Source organism: Leifsonia sp. 466MF (genome assembly GCF_900100265.1).
GTDB lineage: Bacteria > Actinomycetota > Actinomycetes > Actinomycetales > Microbacteriaceae > Leifsonia.
The window spans coordinates 2428359-2453632 of sequence record NZ_LT629696.1 but is presented as its reverse complement, the minus strand read 5'-3'; the positions used below and the strand labels follow the sequence as shown (position 1 = coordinate 2453632).

At 69.4% G+C, this 25274-nt stretch carries 25 protein-coding genes; 22 read left to right on the top strand and 3 right to left on the bottom strand.

All coding sequences use genetic code 11. The features are described 5' to 3' along the window. The first annotated feature begins 4 nt into the window (after window positions 1-4). The 7 genes from BLR91_RS11715 (at window position 5) to prfA (ending at window position 9488) form a co-directional block, all read left to right on the top strand. Window positions 5-802 (top strand): LmeA family phospholipid-binding protein, encoded by a 798-nt coding sequence (locus BLR91_RS11715; protein ID WP_089875196.1) that lies wholly within the window; start codon window positions 5-7, stop codon window positions 800-802. A gap of 122 nt (window positions 803-924) precedes the next feature. Beyond that, window positions 925-2382: a diaminopimelate decarboxylase gene (gene lysA / locus BLR91_RS11710; RefSeq protein ID WP_089875198.1), complete on the top strand. Its 1458-nt coding sequence runs from the start codon at window positions 925-927 to the stop codon at window positions 2380-2382. Then, window positions 2379-3752 (top strand): homoserine dehydrogenase, encoded by a 1374-nt coding sequence (locus BLR91_RS11705; RefSeq protein WP_018190332.1) that lies wholly within the window; start codon window positions 2379-2381, stop codon window positions 3750-3752. The genes lysA and BLR91_RS11705 overlap by 4 nt, the downstream gene beginning before the upstream one ends. Beyond that, window positions 3752-4876 (top strand): threonine synthase, encoded by a 1125-nt coding sequence (gene thrC / locus BLR91_RS11700; RefSeq protein ID WP_018190333.1) that lies wholly within the window; start codon window positions 3752-3754, stop codon window positions 4874-4876. The genes BLR91_RS11705 and thrC overlap by 1 nt, the downstream gene beginning before the upstream one ends. Continuing rightward, entirely contained in the window at window positions 4873-5841 is a 969-nt protein-coding gene (gene thrB, locus BLR91_RS11695; RefSeq protein ID WP_089875201.1) for a homoserine kinase, read from the top strand. Before thrC ends, thrB begins: the two co-directional genes overlap by 4 nt. A gap of 251 nt (window positions 5842-6092) precedes the next feature. Beyond that, window positions 6093-8321 (top strand): transcription termination factor Rho, encoded by a 2229-nt coding sequence (rho, locus tag BLR91_RS11690; RefSeq protein ID WP_089875203.1) that lies wholly within the window; start codon window positions 6093-6095, stop codon window positions 8319-8321. Between the two features lie 90 nt (window positions 8322-8411). Beyond that, window positions 8412-9488, top strand: a complete 1077-nt coding sequence (gene prfA / locus BLR91_RS11685; protein ID WP_089875205.1) for a peptide chain release factor 1 — start codon at window positions 8412-8414, stop codon at window positions 9486-9488. Between the two features lie 82 nt (window positions 9489-9570). On the opposite strand, the gene prmC is transcribed toward prfA, so the two are convergent. Further along, window positions 9571-10467 (bottom strand): peptide chain release factor N(5)-glutamine methyltransferase, encoded by an 897-nt coding sequence (prmC, locus tag BLR91_RS11680; protein WP_089875207.1) that lies wholly within the window; start codon window positions 10465-10467, stop codon window positions 9571-9573. A gap of 101 nt (window positions 10468-10568) precedes the next feature. Here prmC and cysK point away from each other — a divergent pair, with 101 nt between their 5' ends. Next, window positions 10569-11507 (top strand): cysteine synthase A, encoded by a 939-nt coding sequence (gene cysK, locus BLR91_RS11675; protein ID WP_089875210.1) that lies wholly within the window; start codon window positions 10569-10571, stop codon window positions 11505-11507. 5 nt (window positions 11508-11512) lie between these two features. Then, window positions 11513-12082 (top strand): serine O-acetyltransferase EpsC, encoded by a 570-nt coding sequence (epsC, locus tag BLR91_RS11670; protein ID WP_018190339.1) that lies wholly within the window; start codon window positions 11513-11515, stop codon window positions 12080-12082. Window positions 12083-12199: 117 nt separating this feature from the next. Here the strand turns inward: epsC and BLR91_RS11665 are convergent, their stop codons facing one another. Next, on the bottom strand, window positions 12200-13189 hold the full coding sequence (locus tag BLR91_RS11665; protein WP_089875212.1) for a TetR/AcrR family transcriptional regulator: 990 nt from the start codon (window positions 13187-13189) through the stop codon (window positions 12200-12202). Window positions 13190-13321: 132 nt separating this feature from the next. Here BLR91_RS11665 and BLR91_RS11660 point away from each other — a divergent pair, with 132 nt between their 5' ends. Continuing rightward, a complete protein-coding gene (locus BLR91_RS11660) occupies window positions 13322-14239 on the top strand; it encodes an ATP-binding cassette domain-containing protein (protein ID WP_089875215.1) in 918 nt (305 codons plus the stop codon). Further along, window positions 14236-15033 (top strand): ABC transporter permease, encoded by a 798-nt coding sequence (locus tag BLR91_RS11655; protein ID WP_089875218.1) that lies wholly within the window; start codon window positions 14236-14238, stop codon window positions 15031-15033. Before BLR91_RS11660 ends, BLR91_RS11655 begins: the two co-directional genes overlap by 4 nt. A gap of 105 nt (window positions 15034-15138) precedes the next feature. Here BLR91_RS11655 and BLR91_RS11650 read toward each other — a convergent pair whose 3' ends face one another. After that, window positions 15139-15765 carry an HAD family hydrolase gene (locus BLR91_RS11650; protein ID WP_089875220.1) on the bottom strand — a complete coding sequence of 209 codons (627 nt, stop codon included), beginning with the start codon at window positions 15763-15765 and terminating at the stop codon, window positions 15139-15141. A 59-nt stretch (window positions 15766-15824) separates the two neighbouring features. On the opposite strand from BLR91_RS11650, the gene BLR91_RS11645 reads away from it, so the two are divergent. The 11 genes from BLR91_RS11645 (at window position 15825) to BLR91_RS11595 (ending at window position 25274) form a co-directional block, all read left to right on the top strand. Then, a complete protein-coding gene (locus tag BLR91_RS11645; protein WP_089875223.1) occupies window positions 15825-16535 on the top strand; it encodes an L-threonylcarbamoyladenylate synthase in 711 nt (236 codons plus the stop codon). Next, window positions 16532-17791, top strand: a complete 1260-nt coding sequence (locus BLR91_RS11640; RefSeq protein ID WP_018190345.1) for an MraY family glycosyltransferase — start codon at window positions 16532-16534, stop codon at window positions 17789-17791. Before BLR91_RS11645 ends, BLR91_RS11640 begins: the two co-directional genes overlap by 4 nt. Further along, complete coding sequence (locus BLR91_RS11635; protein WP_089875226.1) at window positions 17788-18282, top strand: hypothetical protein; 495 nt, start codon at window positions 17788-17790, stop codon at window positions 18280-18282. Before BLR91_RS11640 ends, BLR91_RS11635 begins: the two co-directional genes overlap by 4 nt. Window positions 18283-18461: 179 nt before the next feature. After that, a complete protein-coding gene (atpB, locus tag BLR91_RS11630; protein WP_018190347.1) occupies window positions 18462-19259 on the top strand; it encodes a F0F1 ATP synthase subunit A in 798 nt (265 codons plus the stop codon). Between the two features lie 51 nt (window positions 19260-19310). Then, on the top strand, window positions 19311-19532 hold the full coding sequence (atpE, locus tag BLR91_RS11625; protein WP_018190348.1) for an ATP synthase F0 subunit C: 222 nt from the start codon (window positions 19311-19313) through the stop codon (window positions 19530-19532). A 28-nt stretch (window positions 19533-19560) separates the two neighbouring features. Continuing rightward, entirely contained in the window at window positions 19561-20133 is a 573-nt protein-coding gene (locus BLR91_RS11620) for a F0F1 ATP synthase subunit B (RefSeq protein ID WP_018190349.1), read from the top strand. Further along, the gene (locus BLR91_RS11615; protein ID WP_089875227.1) at window positions 20133-20924 is read left to right on the top strand and encodes a F0F1 ATP synthase subunit delta; all 792 of its coding nucleotides are present in this window, start codon (window positions 20133-20135) and stop codon (window positions 20922-20924) included. The genes BLR91_RS11620 and BLR91_RS11615 overlap by 1 nt, the downstream gene beginning before the upstream one ends. A gap of 22 nt (window positions 20925-20946) precedes the next feature. Then, window positions 20947-22584 (top strand): F0F1 ATP synthase subunit alpha, encoded by a 1638-nt coding sequence (gene atpA / locus BLR91_RS11610; protein ID WP_018190351.1) that lies wholly within the window; start codon window positions 20947-20949, stop codon window positions 22582-22584. Between the two features lie 38 nt (window positions 22585-22622). Next, the gene (locus tag BLR91_RS11605) at window positions 22623-23522 is read left to right on the top strand and encodes a F0F1 ATP synthase subunit gamma (protein WP_089875228.1); all 900 of its coding nucleotides are present in this window, start codon (window positions 22623-22625) and stop codon (window positions 23520-23522) included. Window positions 23523-23547: 25 nt separating this feature from the next. After that, window positions 23548-25011, top strand: a complete 1464-nt coding sequence (atpD, locus tag BLR91_RS11600) for a F0F1 ATP synthase subunit beta (protein ID WP_026307115.1) — start codon at window positions 23548-23550, stop codon at window positions 25009-25011. Window positions 25012-25013: 2 nt separating this feature from the next. Continuing rightward, window positions 25014-25274 (top strand): F0F1 ATP synthase subunit epsilon, encoded by a 261-nt coding sequence (locus tag BLR91_RS11595; protein WP_018190354.1) that lies wholly within the window; start codon window positions 25014-25016, stop codon window positions 25272-25274.

Below are 25274 nucleotides of genomic sequence, written 5' to 3'. Positions count from 1 at the left end.
CCGGATGAGCGACAACACCACCCAGGTGATCCCCGAGCCGCAGGCCGCAGCGACACGTCGCCGGCGTCCGCGGTGGCTGCGCCTCCTGCTCGCCATCGGCATCCCGGTCGTCGTGATCGTGGTGCTGCTCGTCGTGGTCGACACGGCCGCGCGTGCCTACGCCGAGCAGCGGGTGTCCGACGAGATCGAGAAGAACCTGCCGGCCGACATCCGCGGCGAGGTGAGGACGCACATCGGCGGCTTCTCCGTGCTGCAGCAGTACCTGTCCGGCTCCTTCCAGAGGGTCGAGCTGGATGCGCCGAAGCTCGTCGTGCAGGGAGCCCCGCTGAGCGCGACCGTCGTCGCCACCGGCGTCCCGGCCGACTTCTCGAAGCCCATCGCCGACGCGACCGGCACCTTGCGCATCAGCCAGGAGTCGCTGAACACCCTCGTGAAGATCCCCGGAGCGACCGGAGACATCACCCTCGGCGACGGCACGATCGGCTACGACGGGAAGATCGACCTGCTCGGCCTCCCCGTCGGCTACACCGTGACAGCGACGCCCGAGGCCGCTGGCAAGCAGGTGCTGCTGAAGCCGGACAAGGCCAACCTGACGACCGGAGCCGGCGACGTCAACCTCAGCCGTCTGCTGCAGGCGCTGACCTCGCAGGGCCCGTTCCCGGTGTGCGCGGCGCAGTACCTCCCCGACGGCGTCGAGGTGTCCGACATCCAGGTGACCCCTGGCCACGCCACCGTCGAGCTGACCGCGAGCGACTTCGTCCTCGACCAGAAGTTCATGGCCAGCAAGGGGAGCTGTTCGTAACACGCACCGAGCGTGTCGTGCGGCCTGGATAGACTTCTGCTGTCATCTCCACCGGCTTCAGGGGCCAATCCGGGTCCGCTCGCCTAGGAGACCCCCACTCGTCGCCACCCGTGAGGTTCCCTATGGCTGATCCTGTCGCTGCGTCCAACCCGCTCGCCCCGCCGTGGCTGCACGTGCCCGCGGATGTGAACGCGCTCGCCCCGGGCCTCTGGTCCCGGACGGTCGATCGCGACGCGGGAGAGCTGGTCGTCGGCGGTCTCGCGGCGAGCGAGCTCGCCGCCCGCTTCGGCACGCCGCTGTACGTGATCGACGAGGAGGACGCCAGGGCGCGCGCCGTCGAGGTGCGCGAGGCTTTCGACCGCGCGTTCGCCGAGATCGGCACCGCCGCGAAGGTCTACTACGCAGGCAAGGCGTTCCTCAGCATCGAGGTGGCGCGGTGGATGTCGGAGGCCGGCCTCAACATCGACGTCTGCAGCGGGGGCGAGCTGGCCGTCGCGCTGGCCGCCGGGGTCGACCCGGAGCGCATCGGCTTCCACGGCAACAACAAGTCGCTCGCCGAGATCGACCGGGCGGTCGAGGCCGGCATCGGCGCCATCATCATCGACAGCGTGCAAGAGATCGGCCGCGTCGCCGCCGCAGCCGAGCGCCACAGCGTGGTCCAGAGCGTCCGCCTACGGGTGAACAGCGGCGTGCACGCGCACACCCACGCGTTCCTCGCGACCGCCCACGAGGACCAGAAGTTCGGCATCGCGCTGGAGCAGGCGGCAGAAGCCGTCGCGCTGATCCGGTCGCACGCCTCCCTCGCGTTCCGCGGTCTGCACTGCCACATCGGCTCGCAGATCTTCGGCGCGGACGGCTTCGCGGAGTCGGCCGCCCGGCTGCTCACGCTCCACAAGGAGCTCCTCGCGGGCGGCGACGTGCCCGAGCTGAACCTCGGCGGCGGCTTCGGCATCGCCTACACGTCCGCCGACGACCCCGCGCCGATCGGCGAGCTCGCCCGGCGCATCGCGGAGACGGTGGCGGCGGGATGCGAGGAGCTCGACATCCCGACGCCGGTCGTCGCGTTCGAGCCGGGCCGGTCGATCATCGGCACCGCCGGTCTGACGCTGTACACCGTCGGCACCACGAAGGACGTTCCGGTCGCGTTCCAGGACGACGGCGAGACCGCGGTCCGCCGATACGTCAGCGTCGACGGCGGGATGAGCGACAACGCCCGCCCCGCGCTCTACGGCGCCGACTACTCGGCCAGGATCGCGAACCGCGTCTCGCCGGCCGCTCCGGCCCTCGTGCGCGTCGCCGGCAAGCACTGCGAGAGCGGCGACATCGTCGTCGACGCGGAGTACCTGCCCGGCGACATCCAGCCCGGTGACCTGCTCGCCGTGCCCGCGACGGGCGCCTACTGCTGGCCGCTGTCCAGCAACTACAACCACATCGGGCGGCCTCCGGTCGTCGCGGTGCGCGACGGAGAGGCGCGGGTGATCGTCCGCGGCGAGACCATCGAGGACCTCCTCGCGCGCGACGCCGGCTACACGGCGCCCGCATCCACCGTTTCCGCGTCGAAGGAGCGCAGCCAGGCATGATCGAGTACCGCAACCTCCGTGTCGCCCTGCTCGGGGCCGGCTCCGTCGGATCGCAGGTGGCGCGCCTCCTGCTTTCGCAGGGCGACGAGTTCGCCTCCCGCATCGGCGCACGCCTCGAGCTGGTGGGCATCGCCGTCCGCGACGTGGATGCGCCGCGCGACACCGACCTGCCGCGCGAGCTGTTCACCACCGACGCCTCCTCGCTGATCCTCGGCGCCGACATCGTCGTGGAGCTGATGGGCGGCATCGAGCCGGCCCGCGGCTACGTGCTGGAGGCGCTGAACTCCGGTGCCGACGTCATCACCGCCAACAAAGCGCTACTGGCGACGCACGGCCCCGAGCTGTTCGACGCCGCCGAGCAGGTCGGCGCGCAGCTCTACTACGAGGCGGCCGTCGCCGGCGCCATCCCGATCATCCGGCCGCTGCGCGACAGCCTCGCGGGCGACCGCATCAACCGCATCCTCGGCATCGTCAACGGCACGACGAACTTCGTGCTCGACCGGATGGACGTGAACGGCGAGACGCTGCAGGACGCGCTGGCGACGGCCACAGACCGCGGATACGCCGAGGCCGACCCGACCGCAGACATCGGCGGGTACGACGCGGCGCAGAAGGCGGCCATCCTGGCCAGCCTGGCCTTCCACACCGTCGTGCCGCTGGAGCGCGTCTACCGCGAGGGCATCACGAGCGTCACCAAGGCGCAGGTGGATGCGGCCCGCGAGGCCGGCGCGGTCATCAAGCTCCTGGCGATCTGCGAGCGTCTGACCGACCCGGAGACGGGGGAGGAGGGCGTCTCAGCCCGCGTCTACCCGGCGCTGATCAGCCGCGACCACCCGCTCGCCGCCGTGCACGGCGCCCACAACGCGGTGTTCGTCCAGGCGGCCGCCGCTGGCGACCTCATGTTCTACGGCGCGGGTGCCGGCGGTGTCGAGACCGCGTCGGCCGTGCTCGGCGACGTCGTCTCCGCCGCGCGGCGGCACGTGGTGGGCGGCCCTGGCGTCGCCGAGTCCACGCACGCCGACCTGCCGGTGCTCGACATCGGCCGCGTCGTCACCCGCTACCAGATCACCCTCGACGTCGAGGACCAGCCGGGCGTCCTCGCCGCGGTCGCGCGCATCCTGAGCGACGGCGACGTCAGCGTCGAGACCGTGCAGCAGTCTGTGCCGAACACCGCAACAGGACCCGTCGCGATCGCCGGAGCGGCATCCGCCGCGACCGGGCCGATTCACGGCGGCGGGACGGCCACCGCTACCCTGGTGATCGGCACCCACGAAGCCGAGGAGGCCGCACTCGCGGCCACCGTCGAGGCTCTCGCGGCGAGCGACGTCGTGACCGCCATCTCTTCCGTTCTCCGAGTCGAAGGATCGTAATGCCCCAGCCGAAGGCCTACAGTCGTCAGTGGCGCGGCGTCCTCCGCGAGTACGCGGACCGCCTGAACATCTCCGATGCCACTCCGATCGTCACGCTGGGCGAGGGCGGCACGCCGCTCATCCCGGCCCCCGCGCTGTCCGCGCGGACGGGCGCCGACGTGTACGTGAAGTTCGAGGGCATGAACCCGACCGGATCCTTCAAGGACCGCGGCATGACCATGGCGATCTCCAAGGCCGTCGAGCACGGTGCGAAGGCGGTCATCTGCGCCTCCACCGGCAACACCTCGGCGTCGGCCGCCGCCTACGCGACGCACGCGGGCATCCAGTCGGTCGTGCTCGTGCCAGAGGGCAAGATCGCGATGGGCAAGCTCAGCCAGGCCATCGCGCACAACGCCCAGCTGCTGCAGGTGCAGGGCAACTTCGACGACTGCCTCGACATCGCGCGCGAGCTGGCCACCAACTACCCGGTGCACCTGGTGAACTCCGTGAACCCCGACCGCATCGAGGGGCAGAAGACCGCCGCCTTCGAGGTCGTCGAGGCCCTGGGCGACGCCCCGGACTTCCACCTGGTCCCGGTCGGCAACGCCGGCAACTACACGGCCTACCACCGCGGCTACACCGAGGAGCTGCAGCGTGGCGAGTCCACCAAGCTGCCCCGGATGTTCGGCTTCCAGGCCGCGGGGAGCGCCCCCATCGTCCTCGGCCACGCCGTGAAGGACCCCGACACGATCGCCACCGCGATCCGCATCGGCAACCCGGCGTCGTGGGAGCTCGCACTGAACGCCCGCGACGACAGCGACGGCTGGTTCGGAGCGATCAGCGACGCCAAGATCCTCGAGGCGCACCGCATCCTCTCCGCCGAGGTCGGCATCTTCGTCGAGCCGGCGTCCGCGATCAGCGTCGCCGGGCTCCTGGAGCGCTCGGAGGCCGGAGTGATCCCCGCCGGCGCGACCGTCGTCCTCACCGTCACCGGCCACGGCCTGAAGGACCCGCAGTGGGCCCTCCGCACGGCCGACGGCTCCGACGTCCAGCCGACCGTCGTCCCGGTCGACACGACCGCCATCGCCGACGTGCTCGGCCTGGCGCCCGCCGGGCAGACCTCGGCCGCAGAGGCGACCGCGTGACCACGCCCGACCTCCGCGGCCGGACCGTCGCGGTCAAGGTCCCGGCGACGAGCGCCAACCTCGGACCGGGATTCGACACGCTCGGCCTCGCCCTCGCGCTGTACGACGAGCTCGAGGTCTCCGTCCGCGACGAGCCCGGTGCGACCGTCGAGGTCACCGGTGTGGGTGAAGGAGAGGTAGCGACCGACGAGAGCAACCTCGTCGTCCGCGCGATCGCGCACACCTTCGAGGCCGTCGGCATCCCGCTTCCCGGCCTGAATCTGCGGGCGCGCAACAGCATCCCGCACGGGCGGGGGATGGGCTCCTCCGGCGCCGCCATCGTCTCCGGCATCATGGCCGCGAAGGGGCTGCTGGAGGGCGTCGTCGACCTGGATGCGCAGACGCTGCTGGCGCTCGCGAACGACATGGAGGGACACCCCGACAACGTGGCGCCCGCCCTGTTCGGCGGCCTGACGATCGCGTGGGTGACCCCGGAGGGTCCGCGGTTCAAGAAGCTCATCGTGCACCGCGGCGTCTCGCCGCTCGTGCTCGTGCCCGAGACGGTCATGTCCACCGCGCTCGCCCGAAGCCTCCAGCCGCAGTCGGTGCCCCACGAGGACGCCGTCTTCAACGTCTCCCGCTCCGCCCTGCTGGTCGCGGCTCTCATCCAGAGCCCCGAGCTGCTGCACGCGGCGACCGAGGACAAGCTCCACCAGAGCTACCGGGCCTCGGCGATGCCCGAGACCGACCGGCTGATCACGCTGCTGCGCGAGAACGGCTTCGCCGCCGTCGTGTCGGGCGCGGGCCCGTCCATCCTCGTGCTCGGGAGCGACCCGAGCCAGCGTCTGGCCGCCGCGCGCCTCGTCGAGCAGTCGGCCGAGACCCGCTGGCAGCCGCTCATGCTCGCCGTCGACTTCAAGGGCGCGACGGTCAGCCGTGTCGCCGCCGAGGCCGCGACGACACGGACGGACACGCCAGCGGCCTAGCGTCGGACGGCCCCGCCGCGAGGTGGTAAACTGCAGTCGCACCCGTGAAGAACCCGCGTCACGAGCGAATTCCGCTTCCGGGTGATCTCCTAGCAATCATGCCGTCACTCCTGCCTGCCTTCCCGGCTCTCCCTTTCCGGAGAACCCGGGCGGCGACGTAGCGCGGATCCGAACGCAGCACGTTCCCGGCAGTTCATGTGACGAAGCTTCAGACGGCGCGTAAGGCGCGCCGGGGGAAAGGATCCTCTTCCGTGACTGATGTCGAACTCCACGCCGGGGGCGTGGACACCAGCGACCTGACCGGCCTCAAGGTGGCAGAGCTGCAAGCTCTCGCCGCCGGGCTCGGGCTCCAGGGCGCAACCCGGCTCCGCAAGGGCGAGCTGGTCGAGGCGATCGCCGCAGCGCGCGCCGCCTCCGCACCGGCCGACACCCTCGAGCTTCCCGAGACCGAGGAGCCGGCCGCCGAGCCGGCCGCCGCCTCCCAGGTGCTCACCGAGCCGCTCATCGCTGAGCCGCTCATCGCCGAGCCCGCAGGGGCCGAGCGCGTCGAGCCCACCGTGGGCGACCCCGTGCTCCCGCAGGCGGACGCCTCCGCCGAGCAGACCGGCGGACGTCGCCGCGGCTCGCGCCGCGTGTCGAGCCCCGACGGCACGGGCATCGCCGGTGCCACCGCCGGATCCGGCGTCGCCGCCGGATCGCACGTCAACTCCGGCGCCACGGGCGTCGAGTCGCTCATCCCCGATGTGGATGCGCTGCTCGACTCCGCACTCGCCTCCCGCGAGCAGGCGCGCGGCCAGAACGGGCAGGGCGCGCAGGACGAGCAGAGCAACGGCCAGAACCAGGGCGGCGGACGCCGTCGCCGCGGTCGCGGCCAGGGCGGCCAGAACGGCGACCAGGGCGCCGACCAGAACCGCGACGGCCAGCAGCGCGACGGCCAGCAGCGCGACGTCCAGCAGCCGCAGGCGGAGCAGGGCCAGCAGGCCGACGCGCCGCAGGGCGACGTCCAGCAGGGCGAGCAGGGCGACAACGCCGGCGAGCAGCAGGGCCAGGGCCGCAACCGCCGCAACCGCAACCGCAACAAGAACAACGGCCAGCAGAACGAGCAGGGCCAGGCGCAGGGCCAGAACCAGCCGAAGGACCTGCAACAGGGCGGCCAGCAGGGCGACGGCCAGCAGAACCGCGGCCAGAACGCCCAGCAGCAGCTCGAGGGCGACCGCGGCCGCTACCGCGACCGCAACCGCAAGCGCCGCGGCGGCGCCCCGGGTGACGAGTTCGAGCCGGAGCTGTCCGACGACGACGTCCTCATCCCCGTCGCCGGCATCCTCGACGTGCTCGACAACTACGCGTTCGTGCGGACGACCGGGTACCTCCCGGGCGCCAGCGACGTGTACGTCTCGCTCGGCCAGGTCAAGAAGTACAACCTCCGCAAGGGCGACGCCGTCGTCGGCGCCATCCGCCAACCGCGCGAGGGCGAGAACAACAGCCGCCAGAAGTACAACGCGCTGGTGAAGGTCGACTCGATCAACGGGCAGACCCCGGACGAGGCGGCTACCCGTGTGGAGTTCGGCAAGCTTACCCCGCTGTACCCGCAGGAGCGCCTGCGCCTGGAGACCGAGCCCAGCAAGCTCACCCAGCGGATCATCGACCTGGTCGCCCCGATCGGAAAGGGCCAGCGCGGTCTCATCGTCGCACCGCCCAAGGCCGGCAAGACCATCGTGATGCAGCAGATCGCGAACGCGATCACCGCCAACAACCCTGAGGTCCACCTCATGGTCGTGCTGGTGGACGAGCGTCCCGAAGAGGTCACCGACATGCAGCGCACGGTGAAGGGGGAGGTCATCGCCTCCACCTTCGACCGTCCGGCCGAGGACCACACCACGGTCGCCGAGCTCGCCATCGAGCGTGCGAAGCGCCTCGTCGAGCTGGGCCACGACGTCGTCGTGCTGCTCGACTCGATCACCCGCCTCGGCCGCGCGTACAACCTGACCGCGCCGGCCTCCGGCCGCATCCTCTCCGGTGGTGTCGACGCCTCGGCGCTGTACCCGCCGAAGCGGTTCTTCGGCGCCGCGCGCAACATCGAGCACGGCGGTTCGCTCACCATCCTCGCCTCGGCGCTGGTGGAGACCGGCTCCAAGATGGACGAGGTCATCTTCGAGGAGTTCAAGGGCACCGGAAACATGGAGCTCCGCCTGTCGCGCCAGCTGGCCGACAAGCGCATCTTCCCGGCCGTCGACGTGAACGCCTCCGGCACCCGCCGCGAGGAGATGCTCATGGGCCAGGACGAGGTCAAGATCACGTGGAAGCTGCGCCGCGCCCTCGCCGGGCTCGACCAGCAGCAGGCCCTCGAGATCGTCCTCGGCCGCCTGAAGGAGACCTCGAGCAACGTCGAGTTCCTGATGCAGGTGCAGAAGTCGATGCCGGCGCCGACCAACGGCCACGGCAACGCGCACTCGCACGGCCACGAGAACGACCACCGCTAGCTGCGATCAGCGCCCGCCCGCCGTGCCACCGTGCATGGCGGGCGGGCGCTTCGTCGTTCCCCGGCAGCACCCCTCCAGAAAGAAGACCCCATGTTCGAATCGGTGAACAGCCTCATCGCCGAGCACGACGACCTCCAGCAGCAGCTCTCCGACCCGGAGCTGCACAGCGACCCGGTCCGCTCCAAGCGCGTCAACCGGCGCTACGCAGAGCTCAGCCGGATCGTGGCCGCGTACAACGAGTGGAAGCAGCTGTCCGACGACCTCGACGCCGCCCGTGAGCTGGCGACGGAGGACGCGGCGTTCGCCGAGGAGGTCCCCGGTCTGGAGCAGAGCGTCGCCGAGTCGGCCGAGAAGCTGCGCCGCCTGCTCATCCCGCGCGACCCCAACGACAGCCGCGACGTGATCATGGAGATCAAGATGGGGGAGGGCGGCGCCGAGTCCGCTCTCTTCGCCGGAGACCTGCTGCGCATGTACCTGCACTACGCCGACTCCAAGCGGTGGAAGGCCGAGATCATCGAGCAGACCTCCAGCGACCTCGGCGGCATCAAGGATGTCCAGGTCGCGTTCAAGGGCAGCTCCACCGATCCCGCCGAGGGCGTCTGGGCGCACCTGAAGTACGAGGGCGGTGTGCACCGCGTCCAGCGCGTGCCGGCGACCGAGTCGCAGGGCCGCATCCACACGTCCGCCGCCGGCGTCCTGGTGTTCCCGGAGGTGGACGAGCCGGAGGAGGTCGAGATCAACCCCAACGACCTCAAGATCGACGTGTTCCGGTCGTCCGGCCCCGGCGGTCAGTCGGTCAACACGACGGACTCGGCCGTGCGGATCACCCACGTGCCGACCGGCATCGTCGTCTCGATGCAGAACGAGAAGAGCCAGCTGCAGAACCGCGAGGCCGCGATGCGCGTGCTCCGCGCCCGGCTGCTGGCCCGGCAGCAGGAGGAGGCGGACGCCGAGGCCGCGGAGTTCCGCAAGGGCCAGATCCGCACGATGGACCGCTCCGAGCGCATCCGCACGTACAACTTCCCGGAGAACCGGATCGCGGACCACCGCACCGGCTACAAGGCCTACAACCTCGACGCCGTCATGAACGGCGCCCTCGACCCCGTCATCGAGTCGAACATCCAGGCCGACGAAGAATCGCGCCTCGCCGACCTAGCCACCGACTAACGGCCCAATCCAACAGCTCCTGAGTTTTTCGGCCCGACCCGCGGTCGGAGGCCGAAAAACTCAGGAGCTGTTGGCTTGGGTGTCAGCGGAGCGCAGTGGTCGCGCGGTCCCGGGTCGTGAGGTCGCGGTGCGTCGCGGCAGCGCGCCAGCCGTCAGCGGTCAGGAGGTCGCGGATCGCCGCGCCCTGCAGCTCGCCGTGCTCGAGCACGAGGGTGCCGCCCGGGTGGAGCAGACGCTGGGCGACCCGGGAGATCGTGCGCACCACATCCAACCCGTCCGGGCCTCCGTAGAGCGCGGCGTGCGGATCGTGCAGCCGGACCTCGGGATCGCGCGGGATGGCGTCGTCCGGCACGTACGGCGGGTTCGAGATGACCACATCCACCGTCCCGTCGAGCTGCGGGAGCGCGTCGGCGAGGTCGATGAACACCGGCGTCAGGTTCGTGGCGCCGACCTCGTCGATGTTCCGGCGCGCCCAGATGAACGCCTCCGGCGAGTTCTCGACCGCGTACACGCGTGCGTGCGGCACCTCGGTCGCGAGGGCCAGCGCGATCGCGCCGCTCCCGGTGCCGAGGTCGACCGCGACCGGCTCGGGCGAGGGGACGGCGCGGAGTGCGTCGATCGCGAACTGCGCCACCTGCTCCGTCTCGGGCCGCGGTACGAAGACACCCGGCCCGACGTTCAGCTCGAGCGAGCGGAACGGGGCGCGGCCCGTGATGTGCTGCAGCGGCTCCCGGGCGGCTCGGCGTTCGACGAGGGACCGCAGCGTCGCGGCGTCCTCGGGAGGGAGTTCCGCATCCATCACGACGAGCGCCTGGACGCGGCCACGGCCGACGCCGAGCACGTGCCCGATGAGGAGTTCGGCATCCACCTCCGGGTCGGGGACGCCCGCGCGCGACAGTGCGGCGACGGCATCCTCCCGTGCGGATCGGACGGAGACGGCGCCAGAGGATGCGCCAGGAGCAGGGGTGGTGGGGGTCATCGCCAGAAGAGCCTAGCGGCTGGCGCACGGCGTCTAGAGTGGAGACGCGATCACGCATCCCCCTGTCGTCATCCACCGTACGAGAGCACGAGGAACAGGCCATGTCAGGTCACATCTACGAGAACGTCACCGAGGCCGTCGGCCGTACGCCGCTCGTCCGCCTCAACCGGCTGACCGAGGGCGTCGACGCGACGATCCTCGCCAAGCTCGAGTTCTACAACCCGGCCGGCAGCGTCAAGGACCGCATCGGTGTCGCGATCGTCGACGCCGCGGAGAAGGCCGGAGCCCTCACGCCCGGTGGCACGATCGTCGAAGCCACCAGCGGCAACACCGGCATCGCGCTCGCCATGGTCGGTGCGGCGCGCGGCTACAAGGTGATCCTCGCGATGCCCGAGACCATGAGCAAGGAGCGCCGCGTGCTGCTGCGCGCGTTCGGCGCCGAGATCGTGCTGACGCCCGGCCCCGACGGGATGCGGGGAGCGGTCGAGACGGCGCAGGACATCGTCGCGAAGACCGACAACGCCATCTGGGCGCGCCAGTTCGCCAACGAGGCCAACCCGGCCATCCACCGCGCCACCACGGCGGAGGAGATCTGGGAGGACACGGCCGGCGACGTCGACATCTTCGTCGCGGGCGTCGGGACCGGCGGCACGATCACCGGCGTCGGCCAGGTGCTCAAGGAGCGCAAGCCCGGCGTCACGGTGGTCGCCGTCGAGCCGCTCGACTCGCCCATCCTGAACGGCGGCAAGCCGGGACCGCACAAGATCCAGGGGATCGGCGCGAACTTCGTGCCCGAGATCCTCGACACCACCGTGTACGACGAGGTGGTGGACGTCTCCTTCGACGACGCGCTCGACGTGGCGAAGCGGCTCGCCAGCGAGGAGGGCATCCTCGCCGGCATCTCGTCCGGTGCGATCGTCTGGGCGGCTCTTCAGCTCGCGAAGCGTCCGGAGAACACGGGCAAGACCATCGTCGCGATCGTCTGCGACACCGGTGAGCGGTACATCTCCACGCCGCTCTGGGCCGACCTGCTGGACTGAACGGGGTGCCGATCTTCCGAGCGCGCGAGGACATCCGCAACGCGCGCAGGCACGACCCTGCGGCCCGCACCGGGTTCGAGGTCGCCACGGCGTACTCCGGGCTTCATGCCGTGTGGTCGTATCGCATCGCGCACCGGATGTGGCGCGCGGGCCTGCGGACGCCCGCGCGGTTGCTGTCGCAGTTCACCCGCTTCCTGACCGGGATCGAGATCCATCCGGGCGCGCGCATCGGTCGCCGTTTCTTCATCGACCACGGGATGGGCGTGGTGATCGGCGAGACGACGTGGATCGGCGACGACGTCATGCTCTACCACGGCGTCACGCTGGGCGGCCGGGGGAGCGGGCACGGCAAACGGCATCCCACGGTGGAGGACGGCGTGATCGTCGGCGCCGGGGCCAAGGTGCTCGGTGCGATCACGATCGGGGCGCGCTCGGTGATCGGGGCGAACGCCGTCGTCACGCGGGATGCGCCCGCTGACTCGCTGCTCGTCGGCGTGCCAGCGCATCCCCGCCCCCGCTCCGGCCACGAGCAGATCGCGGGCGACGACTGGATCGACCCGGCCATGTACATCTGACCCGTTCCGCCCACCGTCGAGTCCGCAAACTTTGTACGCTCGGGCCGCGCGGCGCGAGCGTACAAAGTTTGCGGACTCGACGGCGGGCGGAGGGGTGCGGCGCGGAGGGGGCGAGGGTCAGCGGGCGGCGCGCTCCGCCTCACGGGCGGCGCGCTCGCGGGCGCGCGCGATCGCCTCGCGCTCGTTCTTGCGGGCCTCGCGCAGTCGCGACTCCGCCTCCCGGCGCGCCTTCGCCGCCTCGCGAACCGCCTTGTCACGCGGGATCGGCTCCGGCCGATCCTCGTAGGGGGTGACGGGCTCGCCGCTCCGCCGTGCGGCCATGTACGTCGCGATGCCGTCGAGGATGCGCTCCAGTCCGAACGCGAAGTCGTCCTGGTCGTCGGCGCCGTCGGAGTCCGCGTAAGCACCTGATGACATGAGCGGCGCCAGGTCGGGGAAGCGCTCGGGCGTCACCAGCTCGGCGAGCGCTGCGGTGAACGCCTCGCCGTGGGCGGGCGGAGCGTCGGCGGAGCGCGAGCGGCTCACATCCCGCTCGACGATGGCGACCGCGCGGGCGTACGACGACAGCAGAAGCGCTGTCGACATCTTCTCGGCGTCCGTGAGCGGCAGGCCGCGCATCTCACGGAGCCCCCAGTCCAACACGGCCAGGTTGTTGGGCATCAGCGGGATGCCGCTGATCGGGATGTCGGGGAACCACGGGTGCGCCTGGATCACCTCGATGTTCGCCAGGGCCCACCGCCGCAGCCCGGCACGCCAGTCGTGATCCGAGCCGTCCGTGCGCGAGCCTTCCTGGCTGCCGGCGTCCCCGCGCCGCCCCAGCTCGTCGTCCGGCGGGATCGGGATGGCGCAGACCGCATCCTGCATCAGAGCGAGGACGTCGTCCTTGCTGGTGACGTACCGGTAGAGCGACATCGTCGTGAAGCCGAGGTCGCCGGCGATGCGGCTCATGGACACCGCGCCCAGGCCGTCGGCGTCCGCGATCTCGATGGCCGTGTCGACGATGCGCTCGATGCTCAGCTCGCGCTTCGGCCCGCGCTGCGGGTGTTCGGCGACGCCCCAGCTGAGCGCGACGGCGCGGGGGAGGACATCCTCGACGTCGTCGGCCATGGTTCCGCCCTTCTCATCCCGTGCTCCCGGATCTTCGGGATCAGGTGTTGACACTCATCCTAGGACTGTGTATCACTTAAACAGTTGTTTACTGCATAAACAGTTTAGGCAGCACACAGAAGGGAAAGTCCGATGAACGGAACCGCGATCGAGGTGGTCGGCCTCCGCAAGTCCTTCGGGGAGCAGACGGTCCTCGACGGCATCGACCTGCGCGTGCGGTCGGGGAGCGTCTTCGCGCTGCTCGGGCCGAACGGTGCGGGCAAGACGACGCTGATCACCATCCTCTCGACCCTGGTCCGGCCCGACGCGGGAAGCGTCACGGTCGCCGGTCACGACGTGGTCGCCGAGCCCGAGGAGGTGCGGCGCGCGATCAGCGTGACGGGCCAGTCCGCGGCGGTCGACGGCGTGCTCACGGGGGAGGAGAACCTGCGGATGATGGCACGGCTCTCCGGCTTCACCGCCGCCGAGTCGCGCCGAAGGGCCGGCGAGCTGATCGACGCGTTCGACCTGGCCGCGGCGGCACGCAAGCGCGTCAAGACCTACTCCGGCGGGATGCGACGGCGCCTCGACCTGGCGCTCAGCCTGGTCGCGACGCCGCCGGTCATCTTCCTGGACGAGCCGACGACCGGCCTCGACACCCGCAGCAGGCAGGCGCTCTGGGACATCATCCAGGATCTGGCGCGTCGAGGAACCACCATCCTGCTCACCACGCAGTACCTCGAGGAGGCGGACCAGCTGGCCGACCGGATCGCGGTCCTCGACCACGGGACGATCGTCGCGGAGGGGACTGCCACCGAGCTGAAGGCGCGCGTCGGCGGCGAGGTCGTCGAGCTCCGCGACGCGCACGGCGAGATCGTACGGGAGGTGCCGACCGACGGAAGCGTCGAGGCGCTCCGCGACGCCATCGACACGCTCGACGCCCTCCGCGTCCCCGGAGCCTCCATCGGCATCCGCAAGCCGTCGCTCGACGACGCCTTCCTCGCCCTGACCGGGCAGTCCGTCCAGAACGTCCCCCAGAACACCTCGACCGAGAAGGAGGTCGTCCGATGACCGCTCTCACCGTCCCCGTCCGCTCGGCGCGGCGGGTTTCGCCCTTCACGAGCACCCTCGTCTTTGTGGGCCGCAGCGTCCGCCACTCGCTCCGCGATGTGGACGCGCTCACCATGGCCATCGCGCTTCCGGTGATCCTCATGCTGCTGTTCACGTTCGTGTTCGGCGGCGCCATCGACCGCTCGGGGGATTACGTCCAGTACGTCGTGCCCGGAATCATCCTGCTGTGCGCCGGTTTCGGGGCGTCGAGCACCGCGGTGGATGTGGCCAACGACATGAGCGACGGCATCGTCGACCGCTTCCGGACCATGCCGCTGCGGTCGCGTGGCGTCGTGACCGGACACGTGGTGGCGAGTCTGCTGCGCAACCTGGTCGCGACCGGCGTCGTCATCGGCGTCGCCCTGCTGCTGGGCTTCCGCCCGACCGCCGATGTGGCGCAGTGGATCGGCGCGCTCGGAATCGTCGCCCTGTTCATCCTGGCGATCACCTGGCTGTTCGCCGCCATCGGCCTCGCGGCGAAGAGCCCGACCGCGGCGAGCGGGTACGGCTTCGCCGTGCTGTTCCTGCCGTACCTGTCGAGCGCGTTCGTGCCGACGGACACGATGCCGGACTGGCTGCGGTGGGTGGCCGAGAACCAGCCGATCACCCCGATCATCGAGACGATCCGCGCGCCGCTCTTCGGACGCGACCCGGGCACCGACCTGTGGTGGGCGCTCGGCTGGTGCGCTCTCATCGTCGCGGCCGCCTACGTCTGGGCCGCCTGGCTCTTCCGCCGCTCCGCCGGCCGCCGCTGAGCCCGCTCCCACCCACCGTCGAGTCCGCACAAATTGCACACGCACCCCGCGTGTCGCGTGCAAAGTTTGTGGACTCGACGGTGGGGGAGGCGAAGAGGAACGGGGTCAGCGGGCGGAGAAGGCGTGGAGGGCGTCGAGCATACCGTCGGTGTCGAAGGTGCCGTCCTCGCGCTTGGCGAAGTGGTACGCGTGCATCCCGCACTCGCGGGCGCCCTCCACATTCGCGATCGAGTCGTCGAAGAGGATGGCGTCCTCCGGCCGCACCCCGAACCGCCCGAGCGCCCTGGTGTAGATCCGGCGCTCGGGCTTCCGTGCGCCGAGCACGGCCGAGACCAGGTCGTTGTCCTGCAGCACGTCGACGATCTCGGGCGTCAGCACCGGCAGCGAGTCCTTGAACGGGATGGGGTTGTTCGACAGCAGCGACACCGTCCCCAGCGTCGCGGCCTCGTGCAGCGCCGCGATGGCGCCGGGGATGGGCGTCATGGCCGCTTTCCGCGCCTCCTGCCACTGCGCGAGCGTCAGCCGGGCGCCGGTCACCTCGGCGAACGCCTCCAGGTACTCCTCGCTCGTGGCGTACTCGCCGATCTCGGCCGCACGCTCGTGTCCACCCGCCCACCAGCTGGATGCGAGCCTGTACTGGCTCACGCCTCCCAGCTCCGCGAGCTTGGGCAGCCGCTTGTGGAAGTCGTAGTCGTAGAGCGTCTTGTCGCAGTCGAAGAAGTAGACATCCATCCCCTCCAGTATCGTCCTCCCAGTCTGGGCTTCCGCGCCCCGGCTATCATTGAGCCGTCATGGCCTCCATCTACGACTGCTCCGTTGACTCCGAGCTGCTCACCGGCATGCGCCTCGCACGGGCCGCGATCGGGCGCGGCGAACTCGTCGTCATCCCCACCGACACGGTGTACGGGGTGGCTGCGGACGCCTTCAGCCCTGCCGCCGTGCAGCGCCTGCTCGACGCGAAGGGACGCGGCCGCCAGTCGCCGCCCCCGGTGCTGGTCCCCGGCATCCCGACGCTCGCCGCCCTCGCCGAGCGGGTGCCGGACGAGGTGGATGCGCTGGTGAAGGCCTTCTGGCCAGGCGGCCTCACGATCGTCCTGCCCGCGTCGCCGTCGCTGGTCTGGGATCTCGGCGAGACGAAGGGCACGGTCGCCCTCCGCATGCCGAAGGACACGATCGCGCTCGAGCTGCTGTCCGAGACCGGTCCGCTCGCCGTGTCGTCCGCGAACCTGACCGGCCGCCCGGCCGCCCGTACCGCCGCAGAGGCCGAGGCCATGCTGGGCGACTCCATCTCCGTCTACCTCGACGGGGGAGAGGCCGGTTCCGACTACGAGCACGTCGAGGGCAAGGACTCCTCGTCGACGATCGTGGATGCGACCGCTCTGGCCGCAGGTGTGGGCGGACTGCGCATCCTGCGCCACGGCGTCATCTCGGTCGATCAGCTGCGCGAGGTCGTCGGCGACGCCCTGGACGAGCCGGCGGCCGCTGCGGACGCCGCCCCGTGACCCTCCTCCTCGCCCTCGCACTGATCTCGGCCGTCATCACGTTCGGGATGTCGTTCGTCGTCTACAAGCTGGCGATGCGGTACCGCCTGTACCCGAAGATCCGGGCTCGCGACGTGCACACCCGGCCGACGCCCCGCCTCGGCGGCGTCGCGATGTTCCTCGGCATCCTGGTCGCGTTCGGCGTCTCGTGGCTGCTGTCGAGCCAGTTCGGCGTGCTGACGCTGATCTTCTCCGACCAGGGGCCGATCCTCGCGATCCTGGGGGCCTCCCTGCTCATCGTCGTGATCGGCGTCGCCGACGACATCTGGGATCTCGACTGGATGACGAAGCTGGCCGGGCAGTTCGTGGCCGCCGGCCTCGTCGCCTGGCTGGGCGTGCAGATCTATTCGCTGCCGATCGGCGGCCTCACCGTCGGTTCGCCGGTCATGTCGATCATCATCACGCTGTTCGCCATCGTGCTGGTGATGAACGCGATCAACTTCATCGACGGCCTGGACGGGTTGGTCGCGGGCGTCGCGCTGATCGCGAACGGCACCTTCCTCGTCTACACCTACCTCCTCCAGCGCGAGATCAGCCCGCAGAACTACTTCAGCCTCGCCGGCGTGATCGCCGCGATCCTGGTCGGCGCCTGCGCCGGGTTCCTGCCGCTCAACTGGCACCCCGCGAAGATGTTCATGGGAGATGCGGGCGCGCTGCTGATCGGCCTGCTCATGGCGACCTCGGCGATCTCGGTGACGGGGACGATCAACCCGCAGGACCTGCAGACGCTCGGCCGGTCGTCGCTCGTCCCGGCGTTCATCCCGATCATCCTGCCGTTCGCGGTGCTCATCATCCCGCTGCTCGACTTCGGGCTCGCGGTCATCCGCCGCCTGCGCGCGGGCAAGTCGCCGTTCAGCGCCGACCGCAAGCACCTGCACCACCGACTGCTCGACATGGGTCACACCCACCTCCACGCGGTGCTCATCTTCTATGCGTGGACCGCCGTGCTGTCGATCGGCTGCCTGCTGTTCTTCTTCGACCCGTATTGGATGGCGATCGTCTTCGTCGCGATCGGGCTCGTGGTCTGCACCGCGTTCACGCTCGCTCCGCTGAGCCGCAGGAAGGCGAACGAGGCCGTCGCCGAGCTCGCACCGGCGGGCAGCCGCGAGGCAGCGGAGACCGCGCGCTTCGACCAGCTGGATGCGGCGAGCGAGAGCACGCCGGCCACGCCCGCATCCCCGACATCCCCGACCGCTCTGACCGAGGAGACCCGATGACCGACCAGCAGGACGGAGCCGCCGCCCCGCGGCCGGCCCAGCCGCCCGCCCAGCCCACCTCGACGCCCGTGCTGAGGGACGTGCTGAAGTACGGCCTGATCCTGGCCGCGGTGATCGCCGTCGTGGGGATGCTGCTCGGCGGTCTGTTCGCCGGATGGGTCGGCGTCACCAGCGCGCTGATCGGCACCGCGATGGCGGCGGTGTTCCTGTCGATCACGGCGCTCAGCATCCTGATCGCCAACCGTTTCATCGGCACCGACCTCTTCGTTGGCCTGTTCTTCGGCATCGTCCTGGGCGGCTGGATCGTCAAGTTCGTGCTGTTCCTGGTGCTCGCGATCCTGCTGCGCGACCAGCCCTGGATCAACCCCGTCGTGCTCTTCCTCAGCCTGATCGCCGGGGTGATCGGATCGCTCGTGGTGGACATGATCGTGGTCTTCCGCTCCCGCGTTCCCTACGTCAGCGACGTGACGCTGCCGGGGGAGAAGCGCTGACCTGTATCCAATTCGTTATGGGCTGAAAACTCTTGTAGAGTTATGAGCGATCCCCCACCCCGTTCGCGCCCGAGAAACTCTGAGGTCGCGAGAAGTGCAGGGTGTCCCACCGTTCGTCGTCGCGAGAGCTGTTTCAGCTCGACGCCCCGAAACAGGAGATAGCGCTGTTAGCTAACGCTGTGAACCTGCTGGTCCAGGCCGCAAGCTCCGATGATGGAAGCTTCCAGGGTCCCTCGATCAACGAGTTCTTCCCCCCGACCCTGTTCACGATCGGTGACCTCGAGTTCAACCGCATCTTCGTGGTCCGCGCTCTCGCGACCATCGCGCTGATCCTCATCTTCTGGCTCGGCACCCGCCGGATGCGCCTCATCCCCGGCCGCTTCCAGTCGGTCGTCGAGATGGGTCTCGACTTCGTGCGCGTCAACATCGCGGAAGACCTGCTCGGCAAGAAGGACGGCCGCCGGTTCCTGCCGCTGCTGACCACCATCTTCTTCATGGTGCTGTTCTTCAACATCACCGGCATCATCCCGTTCCTCAACATCGCCGGCACCTCGGTCATCGCCGTGCCGCTGCTGCTCGCGATCGTCGCGTACATCGCCTTCATCTACGCGGGCGTCAAGAAGAGCCCGAAGAACTTCTTCAAGAACGCGCTCTTCCCGCCCGGCGTTCCGTGGTTCCTCTACATCATCGTGACGCCGATCGAGTTCGTCTCGACCTTCATCCTGCGTCCGATCACCCTGACGCTGCGACTCCTGATGAACATGGTCGTCGGGCACCTCCTGCTCGTCCTGTTCTTCCTCGCCACGGAGTTCTTCTTCTTCACGGCGGGCGGCTGGTGGTCGCTGTTCGGCGTCGGCACCTTCGCCTTCGGCTTCGCATTCACCGTCTTCGAGATCCTGGTCGCAGTCCTGCAGGCCTACGTCTTCGCACTGCTCACAGCTGTCTACATCCAGCTGGCAGTCGCCGAGGAACACTAAGAACGATCCGCGCACCCGCACGGATCGCCATCACGGAAGGAAACACACAACGTGGACATCGCTGCAATCAACGGCAACATCGCCACCGTCGGTTACGGCCTCGCGGCCATCGGCCCGGCCATCGGCGTGGGCATCGTCGTCGGCAAGACCATCGAGGGCGTCGCTCGTCAGCCTGAGCTGGCCGGCCGCCTCCAGGTCCTGATGTACATCGGTATCGCATTCACCGAGGCGCTCGCGTTCATCGGTATCGCTACCTACTTCATCTTCCAGTAATCCTCTTTTCCCTCAGTAAGGAGGAACCATGCTCAAGAGTGTGGTGATCGCAGCCTCAGAGGGGTCGCACAACCCGCTGATCCCGGAGTGGCCGGACATCATCGGCGCGCTTCTCTGCTTCCTGATCATCCTGTTCTTCTTCTGGAAGCTCGTGCTTCCGCGCATGAAGAAGCTGCTGGATGAGCGCGCAGAGGCGATCGAGGGCAACATCGAGAAGGCCGACGAGGCGCAGCGCAAGGCCGAGGCCCTGCTGGAGGAGTACACCGCCCAGCTCGCCGAGGCGCGTGCGGAGGCGGGCAAGATCCGTGAGACCGCCCGTGCCGACGGTCAGAAGATCGTCGCAGAGGCCCGCGAGGCCGCTGCCACGGAGGCCGCGCGTGTGACCGCCCAGGCGCAGGCGCAGCTCGAGGCGGAGCGCCAGACGGCGCTCGTCCAGCTGCGCGGCGAGGTGGGCTCGCTGGCGATCGACCTCGCGTCGACCGTCGTGCGTGAGGCCCTCGATGAGGACAAGCGCGCACAGGCGATCGTGGACCGCTTCCTGGCGGACCTCGAGGCCGACGAGAAGGCTCAGGCCGACCAGAAGGCAGGATCGGGCAACTGATGGGAAGCGCCACCAGAGAAGCATTGGCCAACTCCGTCTCGGCTCTGGCCGACCTGGGGTCCCAGGCCGATCTGGCGACGGCTGAGGACCTGTTCAGCGCAGGGCGAGTCGTCGCCGACTCGGCCCAGCTGCGGGCGGTCCTCGGCGACCCGACGGTCCCGGCGGAGGGCAAGACGGTGCTCGTGAAGCGCGTCTTCGCCTCGCTGTCGGCTCCGGCCGTCGAGCTGCTCACCGTGATCGCCGCTCAGCGCTGGTCGTCGCACGACGACCTGCTCGGGGCGATCGAGGAGCTCGGGATCCGTGCGATCGCCGGCTCCGCGCCCCGGAACGTCGACATCGTCGCCGAGCTGCTGACCTTCGGAGGCGCCGTGACCTCCGACGCGAGCCTCGAGCTCGCGCTGCGCAGCAAGCTCGCCTCGGCCGACTCCAAGGTCGCGCTGGTCGAGCGCCTGCTCGGCGGAAAAGCGTCGAAGGAGACCGTCGCCATCGTGCGCCAGCTCGTCGCCCAGCCCCGCGGCCGCAGCGTCCGCGAGTCGCTCCGTGCGGCCGCGCGCATGGTGGCCGCCCAGTCCGGGCAGACCATCGCGACGGTCTACGCCGCGTCCGCGCTTCCCGAGGCCCAGGCCGAGCGCCTGCGCACGGTGCTCAGCGCCTCCTACGGCGACCTCAGGATCAACCAGGTCGTCGACCCCTCGATCATCGGCGGATTGCGCGTGCAGATCGGTGACGACGTCATCGATGGAAGCATCGCGTCGCGTCTGGCCGAACTCCGGCTTCAGCTGGCGGGCTGACCGCCTCAAGATAGGAATCACTATGGCAGACACACAGATCAGCCCCGACGACATCCGCGACGCGCTCAAGGACTTCGTCAACACGTACGAGCCGGCGTCCGCACAGGCGACCGAGATCGGCCACGTCCTCGACGCCTCCGACGGCATCGCGCACGTCGAGGGTCTCCCGAGCGTGATGGCCAACGAGCTCATCCGCTTCGCGGACGGCACGCTGGGCCTCGCTCAGAACCTCGACGAGAACGAGGTCGGTGTCGTCGTGCTCGGCGAGTTCGACCACATCGTCGAGGGCATGGAGGTGACCCGCACCGGCGAGGTCCTCTCCGTCCCCGTCGGCGACGGCTACCTCGGCCGCGTCGTCGACCCGCTCGGCAACCCGATCGACGGTCTCGGCGAGATCGCCAGCGAGGGCCGCCGCGAGCTCGAGCTCCAGGCGCCCGGCGTCATGCAGCGCAAGTCGGTGCACGAGCCGCTGCAGACCGGCATCAAGGCCATCGACGCGATGATCCCGGTCGGCCGCGGACAGCGCCAGCTGATCATCGGCGACCGCCAGACCGGCAAGACGGCCATCGCCATCGACACGATCATCAACCAGAAGGCCAACTGGGAGTCGGGCGACGTCAACAAGCAGGTCCGCTGCATCTACGTCGCGATCGGCCAGAAGGGCTCGACCATCGCCTCGGTGAAGGGCGCGCTCGAGGACGCCGGCGCGATGGAGTACACCACCATCGTCGCGGCCCCCGCCTCCGACCCGGCCGGCTTCAAGTACCTCGCCCCCTACACCGGCTCGGCCATCGGCCAGCACTGGATGTACGGCGGCAAGCACGTCCTCATCGTCTTCGACGACCTGTCCAAGCAGGCCGAGGCGTACCGCGCCGTGTCGCTGCTGCTCCGTCGTCCGCCGGGACGCGAGGCCTACCCGGGTGACGTCTTCTACCTGCACTCCCGCCTGCTGGAGCGCTGCGCCAAGCTCTCCGACGAGCTGGGCGCCGGCTCGATGACCGGTCTGCCGATCATCGAGACCAAGGCGAACGACGTCTCGGCGTACATCCCGACCAACGTGATCTCGATCACCGACGGCCAGATCTTCCTGCAGTCCGACCTCTTCAACGCCAACCAGCGCCCTGCGGTCGACGTCGGCATCTCGGTCTCGCGAGTCGGTGGCGACGCGCAGGTCAAGTCCATCAAGAAGGTCTCCGGCACGCTCAAGCTCGAGCTGGCGCAGTACCGCTCGCTCGAGGCGTTCGCGATGTTCGCGTCCGACCTCGACGCGGCGAGCCGCCGTCAGCTGGCGCGTGGCGCCCGCCTCACGGAGCTGCTGAAGCAGCCGCAGTACTCGCCGTTCCCGGTGGAGGAGCAGGTCGTCTCGATCTGGGCCGGCACCAACGGAAAGCTGGACGAGGTCGCCGTCGAGGACGTCCTGCGCTTCGAGGCCGAGCTGCTCGACCACCTGCGCCGGAACACCGACATCCTCGACACACTGCGCGACACCAACGTCCTCGACGACGACACGGTCGCGAAGCTCGACTCGGAGGTGGACGCGTTCAAGCTCGAGTTCCAGACCGGTGAGGGCAAGCCGCTCGCCTCGGTCGGACGCGAGGAGTTCCAGGCCATCGACGAGGACGAGGTCGACCAGGAGCGCATCGTCAAGGCCCGGCGCTGAGCGCTGAGGCCCTGAGAGACTAGGTAACAAGGAGAGACATGGGAGCACAGCTTCGGGTCTACCGGCAGAAGATCAGATCTGCCCAGACGACCAAGAAGATCACCCGTGCGATGGAGCTGATCTCCGCCTCCCGCATCCAGAAGGCGCAGGCGCGGGTCGCCGCCAGCTCGCCGTACGCCCGCGCGATCACGCGCGCGGTGTCGGCGGTGGCGACGTACTCGAACGTCGACCACGTCCTGACCACCGAGCCGGAGAAGATCGAGCGCGCCGCGATCGTTATCTTCTCCTCCGACCGCGGTCTCGCGGGCGCGTTCAACTCGAACGTGCTCAAGGAGTCCGAGAAGCTCGCGGAACTGCTGCGCGGCCAGGGCAAGGAGGTCGTGTACTTCCTCGTCGGCCGCAAGGCGCAGGGCTACTTCAGCTTCCGCCGCCGTGCGTTCGAGCGGGTGTGGACCGGCAACACGGATGCCCCGGAGTTCGAGCAGGCCAAGGAGATCGCCGACGCGATCCTGGAGTCCTTCCTGCGCGATGCGTCCGACGGCGGTGTGGACGAGATCCACATCATCTACAACCGCTTCATCAGCATGCTGACCCAGGAGCCGCAGGTCGTCCGCCTGCTGCCGCTGGAGGTCGTCGAGGGCGTGGAGGAGCCGGACCGCACGCAGGTCCTGCCGCTCTACGAGTTCGAGCCGGATGTGGGGACGGTGCTCGACTCGCTGCTCCCCGTCTACATCGAGAGCCGCATCTTCAACGCGATGCTGCAGTCGGCCGCCTCCAAGCACGCCGCGACGCAGAAGGCCATGAAGGCTGCGAGCGACAACGCCGACAAGCTCATCACCGACTACACGCGTCTGGCCAACAACGCCCGTCAGGCGGAGATCACTCAGCAGATCTCCGAGATCGTCGGCGGCGCGGATGCGCTGAGCTCGTCCCACTGATCGTCCAACGAGAGAGATAACAATCATGACTACCGCTACCGCCGAAGCCCAGGCTTCGACCGCGCAGCCGGCCGGTGTGGGACGAATTGCCCGCGTGACCGGTCCGGTCGTCGACATCGAGTTCCCGCACGATGCGATCCCGGGCATCTACAACGCCCTGAAGACCACGATCACGATCGGCGAGGAGTCGACCGAGATCACGCTCGAGGTCGCTCAGCACCTCGGCGACGACCTGGTGCGCGCGATCGCGCTGAAGCCGACCGACGGCCTGGTCCGCGGCGGCGAGGTGCGCGACACCGGTGCTCCCATCAGCGTGCCCGTCGGCGACGTGACCAAGGGCAAGGTGTTCAACGTCACCGGTGACATCCTGAACCTCGAGCCGGGCGAGAAGGTCGAGATCACCGAGCGCTGGCCCATCCACCGCAACCCGCCAGCGTTCGACCAGCTCGAGTCCAAGACTCAGCTGTTCGAGACCGGCATCAAGGTCATCGACCTGCTCACCCCGTACGTCCAGGGTGGAAAGATCGGCCTGTTCGGCGGCGCCGGTGTCGGCAAGACCGTCCTCATCCAGGAGATGATCCAGCGTGTGGCGCAGGATCACGGTGGTGTGTCGGTGTTCGCCGGTGTCGGCGAGCGCACCCGTGAGGGCAACGACCTCATCCACGAGATGGAGGAGGCGGGCGTCTTCGACAAGACCGCGCTCGTCTTCGGCCAGATGGACGAGCCGCCGGGGACGCGTCTGCGCGTCGCCCTGTCCGCTCTGACGATGGCGGAGTACTTCCGCGACGTGCAGAACCAGGACGTGCTGCTCTTCATCGACAACATCTTCCGGTTCACGCAGGCCGGTTCCGAGGTGTCCACGCTGCTCGGCCGTATGCCGTCGGCCGTGGGTTACCAGCCGAACCTCGCCGACGAGATGGGTCAGCTCCAGGAGCGCATCACCTCGACCCGCGGTCACTCGATCACCTCGCTGCAGGCGATCTACGTGCCGGCCGACGACTACACCGACCCGGCGCCGGCGACCACGTTCGCCCACCTCGACGCCACGACCGAGCTCTCGCGTGAGATCGCGTCGAAGGGTCTGTACCCGGCGGTCGACCCGCTGACCTCGACCTCGCGCATCCTCGACCCCCGCTACCTGGGTGAGGACCACTACCGCGTGGCCACGACGGTCAAGCAGATCCTGCAGAAGAACAAGGAGCTGCAGGAGATCATCGCGATCCTCGGTGTCGACGAGCTGTCGGAGGAGGACAAGATCACGGTGTCGCGTGCGCGCCGGATCCAGCAGTTCCTCTCGCAGAACACCTACATGGCGAAGAAGTTCACCGGCGTGGAGGGCTCGACCGTCCCGCTGAAGGACACCATCGAGTCGTTCGACGCGATCGCCAAGGGCGAGTTCGACCACGTGGCCGAGCAGGCCTTCTTCAACGTCGGACCGATCTCCGACGTCGAGGAGAAGTGGGCGCAGATTCAGAAGGAGAACGGCTAACAATGGCTGTCCTCAACGTCAGCGTCGTCGCCGCCGACCACGAAGTGTGGTCGGGCGAGGCGAGCATGGTCGTCGCGCGCACCGTGGAAGGGCAGATCGGTATCCTGCCCGGCCACGAGCCGCTGCTGGCCATCCTCGCGCAGGGCGAGGTGCGCGTGACCCTGAACGGGGGCGAGTCGATCACGGCCAACGCCGATGACGGCTTCCTCTCCGTCGAGAACAACACGGTCACCATCGTGGCCCGTCAGGCCGAGCTGGTCTGA

Coding starts and splice junctions, on each gene's coding strand:
- BLR91_RS11715 (WP_089875196.1), top strand. CDS start 5: ATGAGCGACAACACCACCCAGGTGATCCCCGAGCCGCAGGCCGCAGCG.
- lysA (WP_089875198.1), top strand. CDS start 925: ATGGCTGATCCTGTCGCTGCGTCCAACCCGCTCGCCCCGCCGTGGCTG.
- BLR91_RS11705 (WP_018190332.1), top strand. CDS start 2,379: ATGATCGAGTACCGCAACCTCCGTGTCGCCCTGCTCGGGGCCGGCTCC.
- thrC (WP_018190333.1), top strand. CDS start 3,752: ATGCCCCAGCCGAAGGCCTACAGTCGTCAGTGGCGCGGCGTCCTCCGC.
- prfA (WP_089875205.1), top strand. CDS start 8,412: ATGTTCGAATCGGTGAACAGCCTCATCGCCGAGCACGACGACCTCCAG.
- prmC (WP_089875207.1), bottom strand. CDS start 10,467: ATGACCCCCACCACCCCTGCTCCTGGCGCATCCTCTGGCGCCGTCTCC.
- cysK (WP_089875210.1), top strand. CDS start 10,569: ATGTCAGGTCACATCTACGAGAACGTCACCGAGGCCGTCGGCCGTACG.
- BLR91_RS11665 (WP_089875212.1), bottom strand. CDS start 13,189: ATGGCCGACGACGTCGAGGATGTCCTCCCCCGCGCCGTCGCGCTCAGC.
- BLR91_RS11660 (WP_089875215.1), top strand. CDS start 13,322: ATGAACGGAACCGCGATCGAGGTGGTCGGCCTCCGCAAGTCCTTCGGG.
- BLR91_RS11655 (WP_089875218.1), top strand. CDS start 14,236: ATGACCGCTCTCACCGTCCCCGTCCGCTCGGCGCGGCGGGTTTCGCCC.
- BLR91_RS11650 (WP_089875220.1), bottom strand. CDS start 15,765: ATGGATGTCTACTTCTTCGACTGCGACAAGACGCTCTACGACTACGAC.
- BLR91_RS11645 (WP_089875223.1), top strand. CDS start 15,825: ATGGCCTCCATCTACGACTGCTCCGTTGACTCCGAGCTGCTCACCGGC.
- BLR91_RS11635 (WP_089875226.1), top strand. CDS start 17,788: ATGACCGACCAGCAGGACGGAGCCGCCGCCCCGCGGCCGGCCCAGCCG.
- BLR91_RS11620 (WP_018190349.1), top strand. CDS start 19,561: ATGCTCAAGAGTGTGGTGATCGCAGCCTCAGAGGGGTCGCACAACCCG.
- BLR91_RS11615 (WP_089875227.1), top strand. CDS start 20,133: ATGGGAAGCGCCACCAGAGAAGCATTGGCCAACTCCGTCTCGGCTCTG.
- atpA (WP_018190351.1), top strand. CDS start 20,947: ATGGCAGACACACAGATCAGCCCCGACGACATCCGCGACGCGCTCAAG.
- BLR91_RS11605 (WP_089875228.1), top strand. CDS start 22,623: ATGGGAGCACAGCTTCGGGTCTACCGGCAGAAGATCAGATCTGCCCAG.
- atpD (WP_026307115.1), top strand. CDS start 23,548: ATGACTACCGCTACCGCCGAAGCCCAGGCTTCGACCGCGCAGCCGGCC.
- BLR91_RS11595 (WP_018190354.1), top strand. CDS start 25,014: ATGGCTGTCCTCAACGTCAGCGTCGTCGCCGCCGACCACGAAGTGTGG.